General features: G+C 30.4%; 23 protein-coding genes. All 23 read left to right on the top strand.

Annotated elements, in window-relative coordinates:
- The first annotated feature begins 64 nt into the window (after positions 1 to 64).
- The 23 genes from K7H06_RS08655 to K7H06_RS08545 all read left to right on the top strand — a co-directional run bounded on the left by K7H06_RS08655 (position 65) and on the right by K7H06_RS08545 (position 17,288).
- Complete coding sequence (locus K7H06_RS08655; RefSeq protein WP_425514953.1) at positions 65 to 1,132, top strand: M24 family metallopeptidase; 1,068 nt, start codon at positions 65 to 67, stop codon at positions 1,130 to 1,132.
- A 62-nt stretch (positions 1,133 to 1,194) separates the two neighbouring features.
- Positions 1,195 to 1,752: an elongation factor P gene (efp, locus tag K7H06_RS08650; protein WP_223039473.1), complete on the top strand. Its 558-nt coding sequence runs from the start codon at positions 1,195 to 1,197 to the stop codon at positions 1,750 to 1,752.
- 39 nt (positions 1,753 to 1,791) lie between these two features.
- Positions 1,792 to 2,226 (top strand): CD1247 N-terminal domain-containing protein, encoded by a 435-nt coding sequence (locus K7H06_RS08645; protein WP_223039472.1) that lies wholly within the window; start codon positions 1,792 to 1,794, stop codon positions 2,224 to 2,226.
- 1,088 nt (positions 2,227 to 3,314) lie between these two features.
- Positions 3,315 to 4,022 carry a type II secretion system protein gene (locus tag K7H06_RS08640; protein WP_223039471.1) on the top strand — a complete coding sequence of 236 codons (708 nt, stop codon included), beginning with the start codon at positions 3,315 to 3,317 and terminating at the stop codon, positions 4,020 to 4,022.
- 236 nt (positions 4,023 to 4,258) lie between these two features.
- Entirely contained in the window at positions 4,259 to 5,302 is a 1,044-nt protein-coding gene (spoIIIAA, locus tag K7H06_RS08635) for a stage III sporulation protein AA (protein WP_223039470.1), read from the top strand.
- Complete coding sequence (gene spoIIIAB, locus K7H06_RS08630) at positions 5,292 to 5,813, top strand: stage III sporulation protein SpoIIIAB (RefSeq protein ID WP_223039469.1); 522 nt, start codon at positions 5,292 to 5,294, stop codon at positions 5,811 to 5,813. The genes spoIIIAA and spoIIIAB overlap by 11 nt, the downstream gene beginning before the upstream one ends.
- A 36-nt stretch (positions 5,814 to 5,849) precedes the next feature.
- The gene (gene spoIIIAC / locus K7H06_RS08625) at positions 5,850 to 6,047 is read left to right on the top strand and encodes a stage III sporulation protein AC (RefSeq protein WP_223039980.1); all 198 of its coding nucleotides are present in this window, start codon (positions 5,850 to 5,852) and stop codon (positions 6,045 to 6,047) included.
- A 17-nt stretch (positions 6,048 to 6,064) separates the two neighbouring features.
- Positions 6,065 to 6,451: a stage III sporulation protein AD gene (gene spoIIIAD / locus K7H06_RS08620; RefSeq protein WP_223039468.1), complete on the top strand. Its 387-nt coding sequence runs from the start codon at positions 6,065 to 6,067 to the stop codon at positions 6,449 to 6,451.
- Between the two features lie 12 nt (positions 6,452 to 6,463).
- Positions 6,464 to 7,648 carry a stage III sporulation protein AE gene (spoIIIAE, locus tag K7H06_RS08615; RefSeq protein ID WP_246637665.1) on the top strand — a complete coding sequence of 395 codons (1,185 nt, stop codon included), beginning with the start codon at positions 6,464 to 6,466 and terminating at the stop codon, positions 7,646 to 7,648.
- A gap of 9 nt (positions 7,649 to 7,657) precedes the next feature.
- Positions 7,658 to 8,281, top strand: a complete 624-nt coding sequence (gene spoIIIAF / locus K7H06_RS08610; protein WP_223039467.1) for a stage III sporulation protein AF — start codon at positions 7,658 to 7,660, stop codon at positions 8,279 to 8,281.
- Between the two features lie 17 nt (positions 8,282 to 8,298).
- A complete protein-coding gene (locus K7H06_RS08605) occupies positions 8,299 to 8,880 on the top strand; it encodes a stage III sporulation protein AG (RefSeq protein ID WP_223039466.1) in 582 nt (193 codons plus the stop codon).
- A gap of 18 nt (positions 8,881 to 8,898) precedes the next feature.
- Positions 8,899 to 9,588, top strand: coding sequence for a SpoIIIAH-like family protein (locus K7H06_RS08600; RefSeq protein WP_223039465.1), 690 nt, complete (start codon positions 8,899 to 8,901; stop codon positions 9,586 to 9,588).
- 78 nt (positions 9,589 to 9,666) lie between these two features.
- Entirely contained in the window at positions 9,667 to 10,047 is a 381-nt protein-coding gene (locus K7H06_RS08595; RefSeq protein WP_223039464.1) for an Asp23/Gls24 family envelope stress response protein, read from the top strand.
- 70 nt (positions 10,048 to 10,117) lie between these two features.
- The gene (gene amaP / locus K7H06_RS08590) at positions 10,118 to 10,654 is read left to right on the top strand and encodes an alkaline shock response membrane anchor protein AmaP (RefSeq protein WP_223039463.1); all 537 of its coding nucleotides are present in this window, start codon (positions 10,118 to 10,120) and stop codon (positions 10,652 to 10,654) included.
- Positions 10,655 to 10,671: 17 nt separating this feature from the next.
- Positions 10,672 to 10,899 carry a DUF2273 domain-containing protein gene (locus tag K7H06_RS08585; protein WP_223039462.1) on the top strand — a complete coding sequence of 76 codons (228 nt, stop codon included), beginning with the start codon at positions 10,672 to 10,674 and terminating at the stop codon, positions 10,897 to 10,899.
- Between the two features lie 64 nt (positions 10,900 to 10,963).
- The gene (nusB, locus tag K7H06_RS08580) at positions 10,964 to 11,359 is read left to right on the top strand and encodes a transcription antitermination factor NusB (protein ID WP_223039461.1); all 396 of its coding nucleotides are present in this window, start codon (positions 10,964 to 10,966) and stop codon (positions 11,357 to 11,359) included.
- Positions 11,360 to 11,365: 6 nt separating this feature from the next.
- Entirely contained in the window at positions 11,366 to 12,304 is a 939-nt protein-coding gene (locus tag K7H06_RS08575; protein WP_223039460.1) for a tRNA (adenosine(37)-N6)-threonylcarbamoyltransferase complex transferase subunit TsaD, read from the top strand.
- A gap of 21 nt (positions 12,305 to 12,325) precedes the next feature.
- Positions 12,326 to 13,177: a bifunctional methylenetetrahydrofolate dehydrogenase/methenyltetrahydrofolate cyclohydrolase FolD gene (folD, locus tag K7H06_RS08570; protein ID WP_223039459.1), complete on the top strand. Its 852-nt coding sequence runs from the start codon at positions 12,326 to 12,328 to the stop codon at positions 13,175 to 13,177.
- On the top strand, positions 13,168 to 14,421 hold the full coding sequence (gene xseA, locus K7H06_RS08565) for an exodeoxyribonuclease VII large subunit (RefSeq protein WP_223039458.1): 1,254 nt from the start codon (positions 13,168 to 13,170) through the stop codon (positions 14,419 to 14,421). The genes folD and xseA overlap by 10 nt, the downstream gene beginning before the upstream one ends.
- Positions 14,387 to 14,647 (top strand): exodeoxyribonuclease VII small subunit, encoded by a 261-nt coding sequence (locus K7H06_RS08560; protein ID WP_246637664.1) that lies wholly within the window; start codon positions 14,387 to 14,389, stop codon positions 14,645 to 14,647. The genes xseA and K7H06_RS08560 overlap by 35 nt, the downstream gene beginning before the upstream one ends.
- A gap of 1 nt (position 14,648) precedes the next feature.
- Entirely contained in the window at positions 14,649 to 15,539 is an 891-nt protein-coding gene (locus K7H06_RS08555) for a polyprenyl synthetase family protein (RefSeq protein WP_223039456.1), read from the top strand.
- A 17-nt stretch (positions 15,540 to 15,556) separates the two neighbouring features.
- Entirely contained in the window at positions 15,557 to 16,000 is a 444-nt protein-coding gene (locus K7H06_RS08550; protein WP_223039455.1) for a divergent PAP2 family protein, read from the top strand.
- Between the two features lie 673 nt (positions 16,001 to 16,673).
- Complete coding sequence (locus K7H06_RS08545; RefSeq protein ID WP_246637663.1) at positions 16,674 to 17,288, top strand: hypothetical protein; 615 nt, start codon at positions 16,674 to 16,676, stop codon at positions 17,286 to 17,288.
- The last annotated feature ends 11 nt before the right edge of the window (positions 17,289 to 17,299 follow it).

Raw genomic sequence — 17,299 nt, 5'->3', positions numbered from 1 at the left:
GTTATGATATTATAGAGTTGTTTACAAATTCTTTGATAGTTTGGCAAAATTCACTATTGGGGGGATTCAATTGCATCGTCGACTATGTAAATTAAGAGAGATTTTAAAGGGAAAAAATTTAGATGCTGCAATCATTTACAAACCTGAGAATAGAAGATATATGAGTGGATTTACTGGAACAAGTGGGTATGCTTTAATTACTATGCATGAAGCTTTCTTTATTACAGATTTTAGGTATGTAGATCAGGCGAAAGAACAATGTAAAGAATATGAGATTATAAAGCATACAAATGAACGCAGTATTTATTCCATCATCAATGAGTTGAACTTAAGTAACTTAGGTTTTGAAGAAGATTTTATTACTTATCATCAGTATATGGAATTTAGTAAAAAACTAGATCATATAGAATTAATTCTTCTTGATGGAGTTATCAGCTCTTTGCGAAAAATTAAATATGAAGAGGAAATCAATTACATAAAGCAAGCTGCAAATATTGCTGATGAAGCTTTTTTACATATTTGTAACTATATGAGACCTGGTATTACTGAAAAAGATGTGGCGTTAGAATTAGAAACCTTTATGAAAAAAGAAGGGGCTAGCAGTACATCCTTTGATACGATTGTTGCTTCTGGTATACGCTCATCTCTGCCGCATGGTGTAGCTTCTAATAAACTATTAGAAAAGGGAGATTTTGTGACCCTTGATTTTGGGTGTATATACAATGGATATTGTTCTGATATGACAAGAACAATTGTCCTTGGAAAAGCCAATGATCAACAAAAAGAAATTTATCATATTGTACTAGAGGCACAGCAAAAAGCATTACAATGTATAAAACCTGGCATTACAGGAATGGAAGCTGATAAAATAGCAAGAGATATGATTATAGCCAGAGGATATGGTGAAAACTTTGGTCATGGATTAGGTCATGGAGTGGGTCTTGAAATTCATGAAGAACCAAGCTTGTCTCCTATTGGAAAAGAAATTTTGCAAGTAGGCATGATTGTTACCGATGAACCTGGTATTTATATACCTGATTTTGGAGGCGTAAGGATTGAAGATTTATTAATGATCACTGAAAGTGGAAATAAGGTTTTATCTAAATCGCCAAAAAACTTAATTGAGATTTAACAATAAATTTCTGGTAAATTTACCAGAAAGATAATAAACTTATTACATATGGAGGGATACTAATGATTAGTGCAGGAGATTTTAGAAAAGGAATGACATTCCAAATAAATGGAGAACCTTTTGTTGTCGTAGATTTTCAACATGTTAAACCTGGAAAAGGAGCTGCTTTTGTAAGAACAAAATATAAAAGTATATTAACAGGTTCTACACGTGAAGAAGCTTTTAACCCAAATGAAAAATTCCCAAAAGCACATATTGAGACAAAACAAATGCAATACTTATACAACGATGGAGAACTATACTATTTTATGGATAATGAAACTTATGATCAGATTCCATTAGTAAAAGAACAAGTTGAAGAAGCTATTCTTTATTTAAGAGAAAATGATACTGCTACAGTGAAATTTTTCAACGAAAAAGCATTTCAAGTTGATCCACCAAATTTTGTTGAATTAGAAGTTACTTATACAGAACCAGGTGTAAAAGGAGCTACTGCTACAAATGTAACTAAACCAGCTACAATGGAAACAGGTGCAACTGTACAAGTTCCTATTTTCATTAATGAAGGTGACAGAATAAAAATAGATACAAGAACAGGTGAGTATTTATCAAGAGCATAGGAAATAATATATATATTAACTCATAAGGAGGCGTTATTCTTGAATCATTTATACGAAAGAGTAGCTTATTTAAGAGGACTTGCAGAAGGAATGGAAGTAGATAAAAGTTCAAAAGAAGGTAAACTCTTAGTAAATATACTTGATGTATTAGAAGACTTTGCTGATGCTTGTAGTGATTTACATGATGATGTAGAAGATCTAGATGATTATGTAGAAACAATTGATGAAGACTTAGCAATCGTTGAGGATGAAGTATTTGATGAAATAGAAGATGAAGATTATGATGAGGAAGATATAGACTTTGTTGAAGTAGAATGTCCTAATTGTAACGAAAGCATCTATCTTGATGAAGATTTTATGGATCATCATAATGAAGAAACTGAGTTAATTTGTCCAAGTTGTCATGAAAAAATATATATTGAAGAAGAATGCTCCTGTGGCGAACATGGTTGCTGTGACCATGAACATGAATAATAAAAAAGAAGACACTGTCTTAGAATATACAAATGATGAAAGATTTTTTTAGAGCATTTTCATCATTTGTATAAGATATAGTAAAAAGCACTATGAATACTACTTAAATTCATAGTGCTTTTTTATTATGAAAGTAAACAAATAAGTATTTTAGAGTAGAAGAATGTACTTAAAATTGTAAATTTTAATAAATTAGCTAAATACAAAAACTCCTTTGAAAATGATATGCTCCCCTTGTAATAAACAGTTAAAATATTATAACTGTTTATTATAAGGGGAGTTTTGTCATGAGAAGAAAACTTAAAGTTGAATTTGAGGTAAAGGTAGCAGCAGTAAAGGATTATTTAAATGGTGTTAAAAGTCTTTAAAAGATTTGTGATGAACTGTCAGTTAGTAATAGTTCAGTTAAAGCATGGATTAAAAATTATAATTCAAAGGAAGAATCAGGACTATTCTCTCAGACTACCTATTCTAAGGAGCTTAAGATATCAGCTGTTGAAGACTCTTGGTAGGTAATGGTTCTTTGATGGATATCAGCATGAACTATGAATCACGTACAAAGAAACTAAAAATAAACAGTTAGAAATGGAAAATGAGCTCCTAAAAAAGTTATAAAAAATCGAATGAGGGTGACGCCAGGAAAAACACCAAAATAAACTAGAAAATGAGATGCTCTTAAAACTTATTAGTGAAGCTTATAAAGAAAGCGTACTTGAACCGTTACCAAAAGTGCTTAAAGTATGACTCCATTGGAGTATCGTCATTATCTATCTACGTTAGTTGCATAAATATAGCGCCAATTTGTTGATTGACGCTACACAAAATTTTTATTATTTCCACTGTCTACTTGACAGGGGGCTGTTCAAAAACGGAGTTTTTTTTAACATGTATTTATATAAACTACCAATAGATATACTTCTGGATAAATTTATAAAAATATGTATAAAATTCTTGAAAATAGCTAAAAAAACATATACAATGTAAAAAAAGAATATTGACGATAACAATATTATTGAGTTGATTTTAACTTCAATACTCATAGGTTGATGGATTAAAAGAGGACATTCAAAAGGAAAAGGAGATGAGTTATGTTTAACAAAAAAGGATTTACTTTGATAGAGTTAATTGTAGTTATAGCTATTTTAGGTGTTCTTTCAGCAATAGTTGTTCCTAAGTTTGGTATATTTAAAAAAAATGCTAAAGCTGCAGCTAAAGAAGTTGATATTAAAGCATTAATGGATGCTTGTCAAGTCGCCATGCTTACAGGAGATCTGAAAGAAAACGAAGATTTACGTTTATCAAATATAGACAAAAATAAAATTATAGCATATGCTAAAAATAATAAAGAGGAGTTAGAAAAAACCTTAGTTCCTAAATATTTAGACCATATGCCTGATCTTAGTGATATTGATAGTACAGATAAAAGTAAGCCATCTTATGATTTAAGTACAGATAATGGTAGAGGAAACTATATAGCGGATATCCTTGCTAAAATGTCAAATGAGGGGAAAATCGATCCTAGTAAACTTTGGACATATTCTTTATATAATGGTAATTCTGACAATAACATAAGAAATCATTTTCTTGAATATGCAGGTATAGATAATTTGCCAGAGCCGAGTACAAGTGATAAGAATTATTATCTTTATAAATCAACATCTATTCCAGGATTAGTAATTATAAAAGTTAAAGGTTCAAGTTGGCAAAACCTTGCAGGGATACAACCAATTGATGGTAAATGGTATAGATCAGAATATGACACAACTAATGGTTGGCAACCTATTTTAAATAAATAAAGTATAAAAAAGAACCTATTTTTTTCTTATGGTAGAGAAAAAAATAGGTTCTTTTTCTTTTTTTATATGAGACTTCCAAGATTGATCATCATACTTTCTCTATTCATAAATTTAAAGTTAATCTTCTCTTTCTAATCAAATTGAGCTTGTTTTTATTAAAAAAATTACTAAAGAGATAAATTTTAATCATATTATTGGGACAACGAAAATATTAATGATATAAAGGGGGACATGTTATGGGTACATTTAAAGATAAAAATTTCGAAAAAAAGAACAATTGTAAAACTCAATTAAAACAGAATGTATTAGAAGCACTTCCTTTAAATCTAAGAGATTTATTCATTAGATTGCCATCAGAGAAAATACACGATATAGAAGAAATACGATTAAGGGTCAATCAACCCTTGATGATCAGTGCAAAAAATAAAAACTTTTTTATAGGCAAAGAAGGAAAAATTGTGACTAATATATGTGAGAGTTATCAAGTTACAAAAAAAGATATAGAAAAAGCCTATCAACTCATTACAGATTATTCTCTTTATGCATTAGAAGAAGAAATTCGCAGTGGATTTATCACCTTAAAAGGAGGACATCGAGTTGGCATATGTGGTACAACTGTATTAAATAATGGAGCTATAAAAACTATTAAAAATATATCTGGATTAAATATTAGAATTTCAAAACAAAAATTAGATATTTCAAATAAATTAATCCCCTATTTATTAAATAATAATGAATTTTTGAATACATTAATCGTCTCCCCTCCTCAATGTGGGAAAACGACTCTTTTAAGGGATATTATAAGAAATTTAAGTAATGGGATGAAAAATCCAAGCTTTTCAGGATTCAATGTTGCTGTTGTAGATGAAAGATCTGAAATTTGTGGTATTTATCAAGGAATTCCACAAAATGATGTAGGCTTTAAAACAGATATATTGGATGCTTGTCCGAAGGCAGAAGGTATGATGATGCTCATTCGCTCCATGTCTCCACACATTATCGCAACAGATGAAATAGGCAAAAAAGAAGATATTTTTGCAATAGAGGAAGCTCTAAATGCAGGTATAAAACTAATTACAACAGTACATGGAAGAAATTTAGATGAAATTCATAGAAGAAATAATCTTAAAAGTTTATTGCTACAAGGAATCTTTGAAAGAATTATTATTTTATCCAATCAACCTAAAGTGGGAACTATCGAAAAAATTATTGATGGTAAAAAAAATGAAATAATTGATTCCTATCCCTTCTTAGATAGGAGGAATGGTCTTGTTTGCTAAAATAATATTTTCAAATCTTATCATCATATGTACAGCAACCATAGGGTATATTTTTTCATATCAATATACTCAACGTTTGTATCAATTGAAAAATCTATATTTATCATTTCAATTATTAGAAACAGAAATTCTTTATGCATCCAATGCTCTTCCTATTGCTATGAAAAGAGTCGGGAAGAAAAGTAGCAAAAAAATCAGTACAATCTTTACAGATACTTACAAAATCCTTTATAGCAAAATGGGCTATAGTATTGAAGAAGCATGGAGTAAAGCCATTGATCAAAATATTAAAAATCTTTCCTTAAACAAAGAAGATCAAGAAATATTAATAGATTTTGGTAAGAATTTAGGGTTTACAGATAAAGAGAATCAATTAAAAAATTTTCAACTCATTTACTTACGATTAAAGAAACAGCAAGAGCATGCTGAACAATTAAAAATTAAAAATGGAAAACTGTGTAAAAGCTTAGGAATATTGATTGGTCTAGCAATCGTCATTGTATTTATATAGAAAATTAGATAAATGATAAGGAGGATACATATGAATATTAATGTGGATTTGATTTTTAAAATTGCAGCTATTGGCATATTGGTGTCTGTATTAAATTTAGTTTTAAAACATTCTGGTAGAGAAGAACAAGCTATGATGACAACACTTGTTGGAATTGTTGTAGTGCTATTTATGGTAATCCAATTAATTAGCGATTTATTTACAACAGTAAAAACAATGTTCCAACTATATTAGATAAAGGTGTGATGTAGATGGAAATATTTAAAATTGTTGGGATAGGTATTATCGCCACTATTTTAACGATTGTTCTTAAAAATCAAAGACCTGAAATATCCCTACAAATCAGTATTGTGACAGGAGTTATTATTTTTATTTTAGTCGTTACAAAATTAACTTCCGTTTTAGAAACGCTGAATATACTTGCAAGAAAAGTAGATATGGATTTAGTCTATATTACGACTATTTTAAAAATTGTTGGTATCGCATATGTATCAGAATTTGGTGCACAAGTTTGTAGGGATGCAGGTGAAGGAGCAATTGCTTCAAAAATTGAATTTGCAGGAAAAATTTTGATTATGGTCTTAGCCGTACCTATTTTAATTGCGCTACTAAATTTAATTGTTGAATTAATGCCATAGGATGTGAATAGGATGAAACGATTAGTAATGATGATAATTTTATTGTTCGTTTTTAATACAAATAGCATTTATGCCATAGATACAGAAAATAAAATAGAAAACATGAGTGATGAACTAATTCTAAAACAGTTAGAGAATATTAATATGAATCCATTAGAAGACGTAATTAAAAACCTTAACAATCATACAGATGATTATTTTCCCAAAATACATTTAAAAGAGATGATGTTCTCTCTCATAAAAGGTGAAGAAACTTTTACCTTAAAAGATTTATTCAACGGATTGATTAAAAGCATATTTAAAGAAACTATAGCCAATTCTTCATTATTAGCAAAATTAATTGTATTATCTATGCTCTGTGCATTTTTACATAACCTATCCAGTGCTTTTGCTAGTGATGCAGTAGGAAAGCTAGCCTATACAGCATGCTATTTAGTAATTATTGCAATTGCTATAAAAAGTTTTTCTATTGCTACTACAATTGGTATTGATACCATTGATGAAATGGTGTCATTTATGCAAGCACTACTCCCCATATTATTGACATTATTAATGTCTATGGGAGCTATCACTTCAACAGCTATGTTTCAACCTGTCATTGTTGCGTCTGTAAGTATTGTCAGTACTCTAATGAAGGATGTTATTTTACCAATTATATTTTTTTCAGTCATTTTATCAATTGTTGATAATTTTTCTTCAAAAATCCATATATCAAAACTAGCATCTTTACTTAAGCAGATATGTATTGTACTTATAGGCTTTATTCTAACAATTTTTACTGGTATTATTACCATTCAAGGAGTTACAGCATCTACAGCAGATGGCGTTACCATTAGAACTGCCAAATTTGCTGTAGATAGATTTATCCCTGTTGTAGGGAGCTTTATATCAGAAGCCTTTGATACAATTTTAGGTTGTTCTTTATTAATAAAGAATGCAGTAGGCGCTTTAGGCATCATTATTCTTGCTATTATTATTGCCATGCCTCTATTAAAAATATTAACACTTATTTTCATTTATAAACTGACTACTGCAATTATTGAGCCCATTACTGAAACTCAATTGGTAACCTGTTTGAACGATATGAGTAATGCAATGGTCTTAATATTAGGAACAGTTATTTCAGTAGCCATTATGTTCTTTTTTACTGTAACAATGATTGTTGGCGCTGGAAATGTAACCCTTATGATGAGGTAGGTGCTACTGATGATAAATTTTTTAAGAAGTTGGATATTAAATATTGTATCAGTTGTTATTTTCATAACCATTGTAGAATTGATCCTTCCAAATAGTAGTATGAAAAAATATATTAAGATGATTGTAGGATTGTTAGTTATGCTAGTAATTATCAATCCAATCCTAGATCTTATGCATGGAAAGGTCAAATTAGAGGAAGACATATTTAGAACTTCTTCAGCTATTCATAAACAAGAATTAGTACTTAATTTAAATCACTTTAAAGGAACGCAACAAAAACAAATTATTTCTGTGTACAAAGGTAATATTGAAAAATATATTAAAGATCAAATAGAATTCAATAACAAAATTCGCGTTTTAAGTATTGATTCTAGCATTGAGGAAAATGTAGAAAGTAAAGAATTTGGAAATATAAAAGAATTAGCTATTGTATTATCAAACTCTGAAAATAACCTATCTAAAAAGGGGATACAACCTGTGTCAAATGTTGTGATCAATATAAATGAAAATAGAGAAAACGATAATATTGAGAAAAATGAAAATATCTTAAAAGCAATTAAAGAGCATATTTCTAAATATTATAGTTTAGATAAAGATAAAATTAATATAAATATACAAAAAACAGAGAAGTGAATGAAGGAGGTAAAAAAATGAAGATCCTAGATAAGTTTAAAGAATATATTAGTAGTAAGGGATATAAAAAAATTGTATATAATCTCTTAGTGATTGTGATTATATGTACTATTGCTTTAATAACGTGGGATAGCTTCTTTCCAGTTAAAATAAAGACTAGTAATTCAATCATTAAAAACAATCCTACGAATGAAGAAACTGTGTTTGAAAATGAATATGAAGATAGTGATGAAATAAAACTAAAAAAAATATTAAGCAATATGAAAGGAGTAGGCGATGTAGATGTAATGATCACATATGAAACAAGCACAGAAGTGGTACCTGCTTTAAATGTAACAAAATCAAGTCAAATAACAGAAGAAAAAGATGCTCAAGGAGGGGTAAGAACAACTACTCAAGATGACTTAAACCAAAATGTTATTATGGCAAACCAAAATGAGCAACTTGTTGTGATTAAAGAAATAAAACCACAAATAAGAGGAGTCGTTATTGTGGCAACAGGAGCTTCAGATATAAAGATAAAAACAGAACTTATAGAAGCTGCACAAACACTATTTCAAATACCCGCACATAAGGTAATGGTATATGAAAAAAAATAATTATTGGGGGGATCACTTATGTTTAGAATAAAAAGAAGAAATGTATTTGTTTTTTCTCTAGTACTTGTACTTTGCTTTATTGGTTATTTAAATTATGCAGTCAATAAATATGCTTCCTTAGAAACATCTAGTGATTTTGAAAAATATGAAGAAAATAAGCTTGCACAAAATTTTATTTCTAGCGAAAATGCTAATGATAGCTTAAGTGAAGAAACAAATAGCAATGAATTTATAAAAATAAATGAAGAAGGGAAAAGCGTCTCCGTAGTAGATAGTAAAGGTAACCAAATAGAAGATATGGTTACTGAAACTAGCAAGAATATAAAAGATACGATCAACAATAATCGTAATGTGAAAAAAACAAAGTATTTCATTGAATCAAGATTAAATATGAATCTAGAAAGAGAAAGAATGATTTCACTATTAAATGAGATGATCAATAACGATCGAACAGATGCGACTAATCGAAAAACAGCAAGTGATGAAAAAATGAAATTAATTGATATAATGAGTAAAGAAAAAATAGTAGAGAATCTAATAAAAGCCAAAGGTTTTGAAGATGCATTAGTATTCATTACTGATTACTCTATCAATATAATCGTAGAAGCAGAGAAACTAAATGATTCAGATGTAGCAAAAATATTGGATATTGTCATAAGAGAAACCAACTTTTCAGCAGATAATATAAAAATATCAAATAAATTTTAGTTAAGTTTGTAAATATTAGCTAGGTTTGGTATAATGGTTTTGATTAATTTATTTACATAAGAGCAGGGGGTATCGTCAATGACTGATAACATTGAACATGGTCAAATAAAAATTGCTGATGAAGTAGTTGGTGTCATTGCAGGTCTAGCAGCTACAGAAGTTCCTGGAGTAGCAGGAATGAGTGGTGGTATTGCTGGCGGCATTGCAGAAATGCTAGGTCGAAAAAACTTATCCAAGGGAATCAAAGTAGAAGTTGGAGAAAAAGAAGCTGCAATAGATCTATATATTATTGTAGAATATGGTGCAAAAATTCCTGATGTAGCATGGCAAATACAGGAGAGGGTAAAAAAAGCAATAGAGACCATGACAGGTCTTAATGTAGTAGAAGTAAATATTCATGTTCAAGGCGTAAATATGGAAAAAGATGAAAAAGAAGAAAATCCTTTAAGAGTAAAATAGTCAGATATTTAAATTAACCCTCAATATTTTGAGGGTTAATTTAAATGTTTTTTGAGAAAGGAGATTTTCCATGAAATTAATTGATAGAATTTTTTTGAGTTTATATAGCTTATGTATTGCAATTTTGTCTTTAGTATTTATAATCGCCCCTTTTAATAATTGGCTATATACTTGGACAAGCTATATTTTAAAAGTTTATAGGATGAATTGGGAATATATGATTATTCCAGTAATTTTTCTTTTAATTAGTATGCGCTTTCTTTTTTCTGGATCAAAAAAGAATCATTTAAAATCAAATTCAATCATAAAACATACTTCATATGGTGAAGTAAAAATTACTATGGAGACCATTGAAAATATGGCTCATAAATGTGCAAAAGCAGTACATGGTCTTAGAGATATTAAAGCCTTATCACATGACAGTCATGATGGATTAATCATTACTATTAAGGCATTTGCCCTTAGTGATATAAATATTCCAGAAACAGCTATGACCATCCAGAAAAAAATAAAAGAACACATTGAAGAAACTACAGGAGTGGTTGTAAAAGAAGTGAAAATTACTATTGATAATATTGCATCTCAAAATAAAAAAAGAGTACAATAGGATTGAGGGGTATCAATATGAATAGAGAAAAGATATTCTATATGATTCTTGAAAATTATGGTAAAATAATAGGCGTATGTTTAGGCTTAATCTTGAGTGTTTTAGTCATTTGTATTGGGATTATAAAAACCATATTTATATCTTTATGTATTTACATAGGATACTTTATTGGAAATAAAATTGATAACAAAGAAAATATATTAGAAATATTAGATAAACTGTTGCCACTAGGAAAATATAAGTAATATTTACATACAAGAAAAAATTTGTGGCAGACTATGAAAAGAATTAAATTTAGGAGGATTTTTTATGAATAGAAAACTAGCACGTGAAATGGCAATGAAACTAATTTTTCAAATGGATATTCAAAATAATTTTTCAAATGAAATAACCAATAAATTTTTAGAAGAATTTCCTGAAGATAGTCAAATCGACTATATTAAAAAATTAGCTGAGAATTTTATAGAAAACAAAGAACAAATTGACAATATGGTTGAAGAAAATGCTAGAGGATGGAAGATCAATAGAATTGCAAAGGTTGATCTTACTATTTTAAGGGTTGCTATTGTAGAAATATACTATATGGAGGATATCCCAGAAATTGTTTCAATCAATGAAGCTGTTGAAATGGCTAAAACTTTTAGTGCAGAAGATTCAAGTAAGTTTATAAATGGTGTATTAGGTAGTATTTTAGAAAAGAAGTGATAAAAAATGAAAAATCTTGTCTTAGGTATTGATACAAGTAATTATACTACCTCTATTGCGGTAGTAGATGCTCAAAGTCATTTAATACTAGACCATAGAAAAATACTTACTGTTAAAGAGGGTACAAGAGGATTAAGACAATCCGATGCCCTCTTTCAACATGTTATAAACCTACCCTTTTTATTTGAAAAAATATCAGAATTAGAGTTAGGAGCCTTTATAAAAACTGTATCCGTTAGTAACAGTCCTCGTCCTGTAGAAGGATCCTATATGCCAGTTTTCAGAGCATCTCAATCCTTTGGAAAGACTATAGCTAATACACTAAACTGTGAGTACAAAGAATTTAGCCATCAAGAAGGACACATTGAGGCTGCTAAATGGTCAATCCCTCAAAACCTTGAATCTGAATTTATTGCAGTTCACCTATCAGGAGGAACAACTGAAATCCTTCATGTTAAAAATAATGATAAATTTGGCTATAATATAAATATTTTAGGAGGAACATCAGATATTAGTGCAGGTCAATTTATTGATCGGATTGGTGTAAAGCTAGGTTGTAAATTCCCAGCTGGTAAAGAAATGGATCAATTTGCTTTAAAAGAATCTAGTACAAAAATAGAGATTCCTGTTTCTGTGAAAGGTACTCATATGAGTTTCTCAGGTCCTGAAACAGCTGTACAAAAACTAATCCATAAAGATTTAGATAAAGATTCATTATCAAAAGCAGTATTTAAATGTATAGCTTCTTCTTTAAATAAAACGATTTTACATACTCTTAAAACCACTGGGTTAAAACAAGTATTAATGATTGGAGGGGTATCATCCAGCCAATACATAAAAAATTATTTGCTCAGAACTATTCCAAAAGAATATGAAGTTTATTTTGGAGAAGGTAAATATTGTACGGATAATGCTGTAGGAACAGCACTATTAGGGATAAAATAAATTGATATAGGAGGAATACTCATGTGTGCTAAAATTTTAGATGGCAGAAAAATATCTAAAGAAATTCGAAATGCTATTATGAATGAAGTACATCATTTAAAAGACCATTATGGAATTACGCCTGGTCTTGCAGTAGTTATTGTAGGCGACGATGATGCTTCTCATGTATATGTGTCAATGAAAGAAAAAGCATGTCAAAAGGTAGGTTTTCATTCAGAAGTATATAAACTACCAAAAGAAACTACAGAAAAAGAACTTCTGACACTCATTGATGAATTAAATCACAATGAAAAAATAAATGGTATTTTAGTTCAATTACCACTACCAAAGGGAATAGATGAGAACCTTATTAATTCACATATACTGCCTATGAAGGATGTAGATGGTTTCCATGCAGTAAATGCAGGCAAACTCCTATTAGGAGAAGAGAGCTTTGTTCCTTGTACACCTAAAGGCATTCTAGAACTAATTAAAAGAACAGAAGAAGATCTTACAGGAAAACACGCTGTAGTTATTGGAAGAAGCAATATTGTTGGAAAACCTGCTGGGGTATTACTTCTTAAAGAAAATGCTACTGTAACCATCTGTCACTCTAAAACAAAAAATCTAGAAAAACATGTAAAAATGGCTGATATTGTTGTTGCTGCAGTAGGGGTGCCAGAGTTAATAAAGGGAGATATGATTAAAGATGGAGCTATTGTGATTGATGCAGGAACTAGAAAAGTGAATGGTAAATTAGTTGGAGATGTAGCATTTGAAGAAGCTTCAAAAAAGGCATCATGGATTACTCCTGTTCCTGGTGGTGTAGGACCTATGACCATCACCATGTTACTTGAAAATACATTAAAGGCAGCAAAAACACAATGCGAATAAGAAGTTTAACTGTTTCAGAACTCAATAAATATATAAAAAAAATACTAAGCAGTGATCCTATTTTAAATCATATTCATTTAAAAGGAGAAATTTCAAATTTTAAAGCCCATGGAAGTGGACATTTCTATTTTTCTCTAAAAGATGAAAAGAGTAAGATCAACTGTGTCATGTTTAAAGGAAATAATCAAAGAATAAAATTTATTCCTGAAAATGGTATGAAGGTACTTGTTAAAGGATATGTATCTGCCTATGAAAGAGACGGACAATATCAATTGTATATAGAGGAAATGGAACCTGACGGAATAGGGGCATTGTATTTAGCTTTTGAGCAATTGAAAATAAAACTTGAAAAAAGCGGTTTGTTTGATTCTGCTAAAAAGCAAAAAATACCTTTTTTCCCTAAGAAAATTGCCGTGGTTACATCTCCTACAGGAGCAGCAATTCGAGATATTATTTCTGTAATAAAAAGAAGAAATCACTATGTTGATATTGTGATTTATCCAGTATTAGTTCAAGGGGAAAATGCAGCTGGAGAGATTTCTAAAGCTATTGATCAAATTAATCAAAATGCTACATCTACAGATTTAATTATTATAGGCCGAGGTGGAGGTTCTATTGAGGAATTATGGGCTTTTAATGAGGAAGTAGTGGCACAAAGTATATTTCATTCAAAAATTCCTATTATCTCGGCTGTTGGTCATGAAACAGATTATACAATTTCTGATTTCGTAGCTGATTTAAGAGCTCCAACGCCTTCTTCAGCAGCAGAATTAGCAGTTCCTCGTATATTAGATATAAAATATGCACTGCAAACTTATTACAATAAAATGAATGCTTCATTATCTCAAGGATTAAAAGAAAAAAGAAATGCACTTGTAAAAGTGGATGAAACAAAATTACTATCCTACTTACAAAATAGAATCAATGAAGAACGTCAAACCCTTGACCTAGTGCAAAAGGATTTATCAAATCATGCCCATATGAAATTGGAATCTTACAAAGCTAGATTAGTTGGTTCTATCGCTAAGCTCGAGGCAATTAATCCACTTTCAACAATATTAAGAGGATATGCAATTGTATTTGATAAGGATCATAATCAAATAATCAATACAATAGAGAAGGTAAGTCAAGGGGACTCTATAAATATTATGTTAACTGATGGTGTGGCATCATGTATTGTCACTGAAAAAGAGAAGGAGGAGCATTTATTTGAATACATCTCAAAATTTAAGACTCAAAAATAATGACTCTTTTGAAAATGCCCTAAAAAAACTTGAAGAAGTCTTAACGCTTTTAGATGAAGGGAAACTTACTTTAGATGAAACTTTATCCCTTTATGAAGAAGGAATTAAACTATATAGATATTGTAATAATATATTAGATCAAGCTGAGCAGAAAATAAGTATCATGATGGATGGAAAGGAGATTTCCTTTTCTTCATGTGACTTAGATGACTTTAGGGGGGAATAATATGGACTTAAAATTAGAATTACAAAAAAAAGCTGAATTAGTAGAAAATGCCATGGAAGAATATTTGCCAAAGGGAGATCATCCTCAAAACCTTATTTTTGATGCTATGAGATATAGTGTTTTTGCAGGCGGAAAAAGATTACGTCCCATTCTTATGATGGCAGCTTGCGAATTTGTAGGAGGTAATGTAAAAAAAGTACTTCCATTTGCATGTGCTATAGAAATGATTCATACCTATTCATTAATTCATGATGATTTACCTGCTATGGATAATGATGACTATAGAAGAGGTAAACCTACCAATCATAAAGTATATGGAGATGGTATTGCTGTTCTTGCAGGAGATGCGCTCCTTAACTATGCATTTGAATTAATGATTAAAGCTACTTTAGAAAACAATGAACATCTTGAAAGAAAAGTATTAGCTATGAAAGAAATTGCTAACGCTTCAGGAATTCATGGCATGATTGGTGGACAAGTTGTAGACTTGTTAAGTGAGAATAAAAAAATTGATAAAGCTACATTAGACTTTATACATAATAATAAGACAGCAGCACTCATTATTGCGCCAATTAGAGCTGGTGCCATCCTTGGTGGAGCAAGTGATGAAGAATTAGAAGCTTTAACTACTTTTGCAAAAAATATTGGCCTTGGCTTTCAAATTAGAGATGATATTTTAGATATTATTGGAGATGAAAAAAAACTTGGTAAGAAAGTGGGTAGTGATGTTGACAATCAAAAATCCACATATCCTTCCCTATATGGTCTTGATGTATCAAAGAAAAAAGTGAATGAACTTTTCAATGAAAGCGTCAAAGCTATTGATCATTTTGGCAATAAATCGAAATTTTTCATCCAATTATCTGATTATCTTGTAGGAAGGGAATATTAATTGAAGGAGGAAATAATTTGCTCTTTTTTCAAAAAATCGTTAGAAATGAAGTAATCTATACTACCCTTTTATCATGGTTTATTGCACAAACATTAAAAGTTATCATTACGCTTATAATCGAAAAGAAAGTTAACTTGTATCGATTTGTAGGTTCTGGAGGAATGCCTAGTTCTCATTCATCATTGGTTATGGGTTTATCTACTGCAATTGGACTTAAGCATGGCTGGGACTCTACACTTTATGCTATTTCTATAGCTTTTGCTCTCATCGTTATGTATGATGCTTCTGGTGTAAGACGCGCTGTTGGAAAGCAAGCTATTATACTAAATAAAATGATACAAGATCGGCAAAACCATAGACCCATAGGGGATAAAAGACTTAAAGAACTAATTGGCCATACCCCTGTTGAAGTTTTTGCAGGTGCAATCTTGGGGATTTTTATTGCTAATATGGTCATTTGATATTCAAATTTTTCTATGTTATAATAATGTTTACTTTATGAGTGGCGCAGTATTCTAGTCAGATCTGCCATTTCTGAAGGCGGGGCTAAAAATCCGTCAAAGGGCACATCGATGAAGTTCCTGGTATTGGCTGCTGACGCCCAGTCGGGGGTCATTGCTGGGAGTAAGAAGCAGGGGGCGATCCACAATGGCATGTGGGCGATGACCCTCTCTTCGCGGAGACTTAAAAAAGAAATTTTTCTTTTTTAGGATAAACCTGCAGTGAGATTTACCTTTCATGCAGCGTAGCCTGCCTTGAGTGGAATATGGTGGATAATGGATACAATGATCCATTCCATTGGGCCCAATGGAATGATCATATTGCTGTTCGAAACCTATTCTGCAAAAGAGGCTAAGAAATAGTTTGACTGTTGAGGAAAACTCCTAGACTGTTCTTATGAAGCCTATTGAGGATTACAGTGCGGACTAAGTGGTAATCTAGTCTTACTTTTGGCGACAAAGTAAAAAGAAATTTAAAGGGAAACCGCTGATTTGGCGACAAACCAGTATTTCTTTGGGAAATCCAACTAGACCTAAGCCGTAAACTTTACTCAATATGCTGCCACTCTATTTAATAATTTATTGAAAAATTTATTCAGTCCATACAACATGGAATATTTTATAGGTGATAATAATGGAAATAGAATCTAAAGGAACCAATACTCATAAAAAGAAAAAAGCAAAAAAGAATTTTAAAGGTTATAACCTAAAATGGGTTATATGGATAACCATATGGACATTCTTTTTAGCTATTGGCATAAGCTTTATTTCTGAGACAGTACTCAGAAAAGTACATATTCTTATTGCTTTCTTTATTCTTATTACGATTATATTTATCGGTATCTTATTTGATTTAATAGGAATAGCTGTTGCAGCTGCAAATGAAAAACCCTTTCATTCTATGTCGTCTAATAAAATAAAAGGTGCTAAATTTGCATTGAAATTAGTACGTAATGCAGGTCCTGTATCAAATTTTTGTAATGATGTGATAGGAGATATATGTGGAATTGTTAGTGGTGCAGCAGCTGCAATCCTTATTTTGCAGTTTACTAAAATAAAAAATATAAACACTCCTTTTCTTAGTATTGGACTAAGTGGATTTGTTGCTTCTATTACCGTAGGCGGAAAAGCATTAGGTAAAGAAGTTGCACTAAAAAAATCAAAAGAAATTGTATTTCATGTTGGTAAAATTCTATACTATGTACATCATAAAGTTGGTATAGATTTTTTTTCTGATAAAAAGAAATAGGGTAGATTTAA

Origin of the sequence: Crassaminicella profunda, from assembly GCF_019884785.1 — a bacterium.
Taxonomy (GTDB): Bacteria; Bacillota; Clostridia; order Peptostreptococcales; family Thermotaleaceae; genus Crassaminicella; species Crassaminicella profunda.
This window is presented reverse-complemented; position numbering and strand designations above follow the sequence as displayed.

Excerpts from the sequence above, each read along its gene's own strand:
- efp (WP_223039473.1), top strand. The coding sequence starts at position 1,195 with ATGATTAGTGCAGGAGATTTTAGAAAAGGAATGACATTCCAAATAAAT.
- K7H06_RS08640 (WP_223039471.1), top strand. The coding sequence starts at position 3,315 with ATGTTTAACAAAAAAGGATTTACTTTGATAGAGTTAATTGTAGTTATA.
- spoIIIAA (WP_223039470.1), top strand. The coding sequence starts at position 4,259 with ATGGGTACATTTAAAGATAAAAATTTCGAAAAAAAGAACAATTGTAAA.
- spoIIIAD (WP_223039468.1), top strand. The coding sequence starts at position 6,065 with ATGGAAATATTTAAAATTGTTGGGATAGGTATTATCGCCACTATTTTA.
- spoIIIAE (WP_246637665.1), top strand. The coding sequence starts at position 6,464 with ATGAAACGATTAGTAATGATGATAATTTTATTGTTCGTTTTTAATACA.
- spoIIIAF (WP_223039467.1), top strand. The coding sequence starts at position 7,658 with ATGATAAATTTTTTAAGAAGTTGGATATTAAATATTGTATCAGTTGTT.
- K7H06_RS08605 (WP_223039466.1), top strand. The coding sequence starts at position 8,299 with ATGAAGATCCTAGATAAGTTTAAAGAATATATTAGTAGTAAGGGATAT.
- K7H06_RS08600 (WP_223039465.1), top strand. The coding sequence starts at position 8,899 with ATGTTTAGAATAAAAAGAAGAAATGTATTTGTTTTTTCTCTAGTACTT.
- K7H06_RS08595 (WP_223039464.1), top strand. The coding sequence starts at position 9,667 with ATGACTGATAACATTGAACATGGTCAAATAAAAATTGCTGATGAAGTA.
- amaP (WP_223039463.1), top strand. The coding sequence starts at position 10,118 with ATGAAATTAATTGATAGAATTTTTTTGAGTTTATATAGCTTATGTATT.
- K7H06_RS08585 (WP_223039462.1), top strand. The coding sequence starts at position 10,672 with ATGAATAGAGAAAAGATATTCTATATGATTCTTGAAAATTATGGTAAA.
- nusB (WP_223039461.1), top strand. The coding sequence starts at position 10,964 with ATGAATAGAAAACTAGCACGTGAAATGGCAATGAAACTAATTTTTCAA.
- K7H06_RS08575 (WP_223039460.1), top strand. The coding sequence starts at position 11,366 with ATGAAAAATCTTGTCTTAGGTATTGATACAAGTAATTATACTACCTCT.
- folD (WP_223039459.1), top strand. The coding sequence starts at position 12,326 with ATGTGTGCTAAAATTTTAGATGGCAGAAAAATATCTAAAGAAATTCGA.
- xseA (WP_223039458.1), top strand. The coding sequence starts at position 13,168 with ATGCGAATAAGAAGTTTAACTGTTTCAGAACTCAATAAATATATAAAA.
- K7H06_RS08555 (WP_223039456.1), top strand. The coding sequence starts at position 14,649 with ATGGACTTAAAATTAGAATTACAAAAAAAAGCTGAATTAGTAGAAAAT.
- K7H06_RS08545 (WP_246637663.1), top strand. The coding sequence starts at position 16,674 with ATGGAAATAGAATCTAAAGGAACCAATACTCATAAAAAGAAAAAAGCA.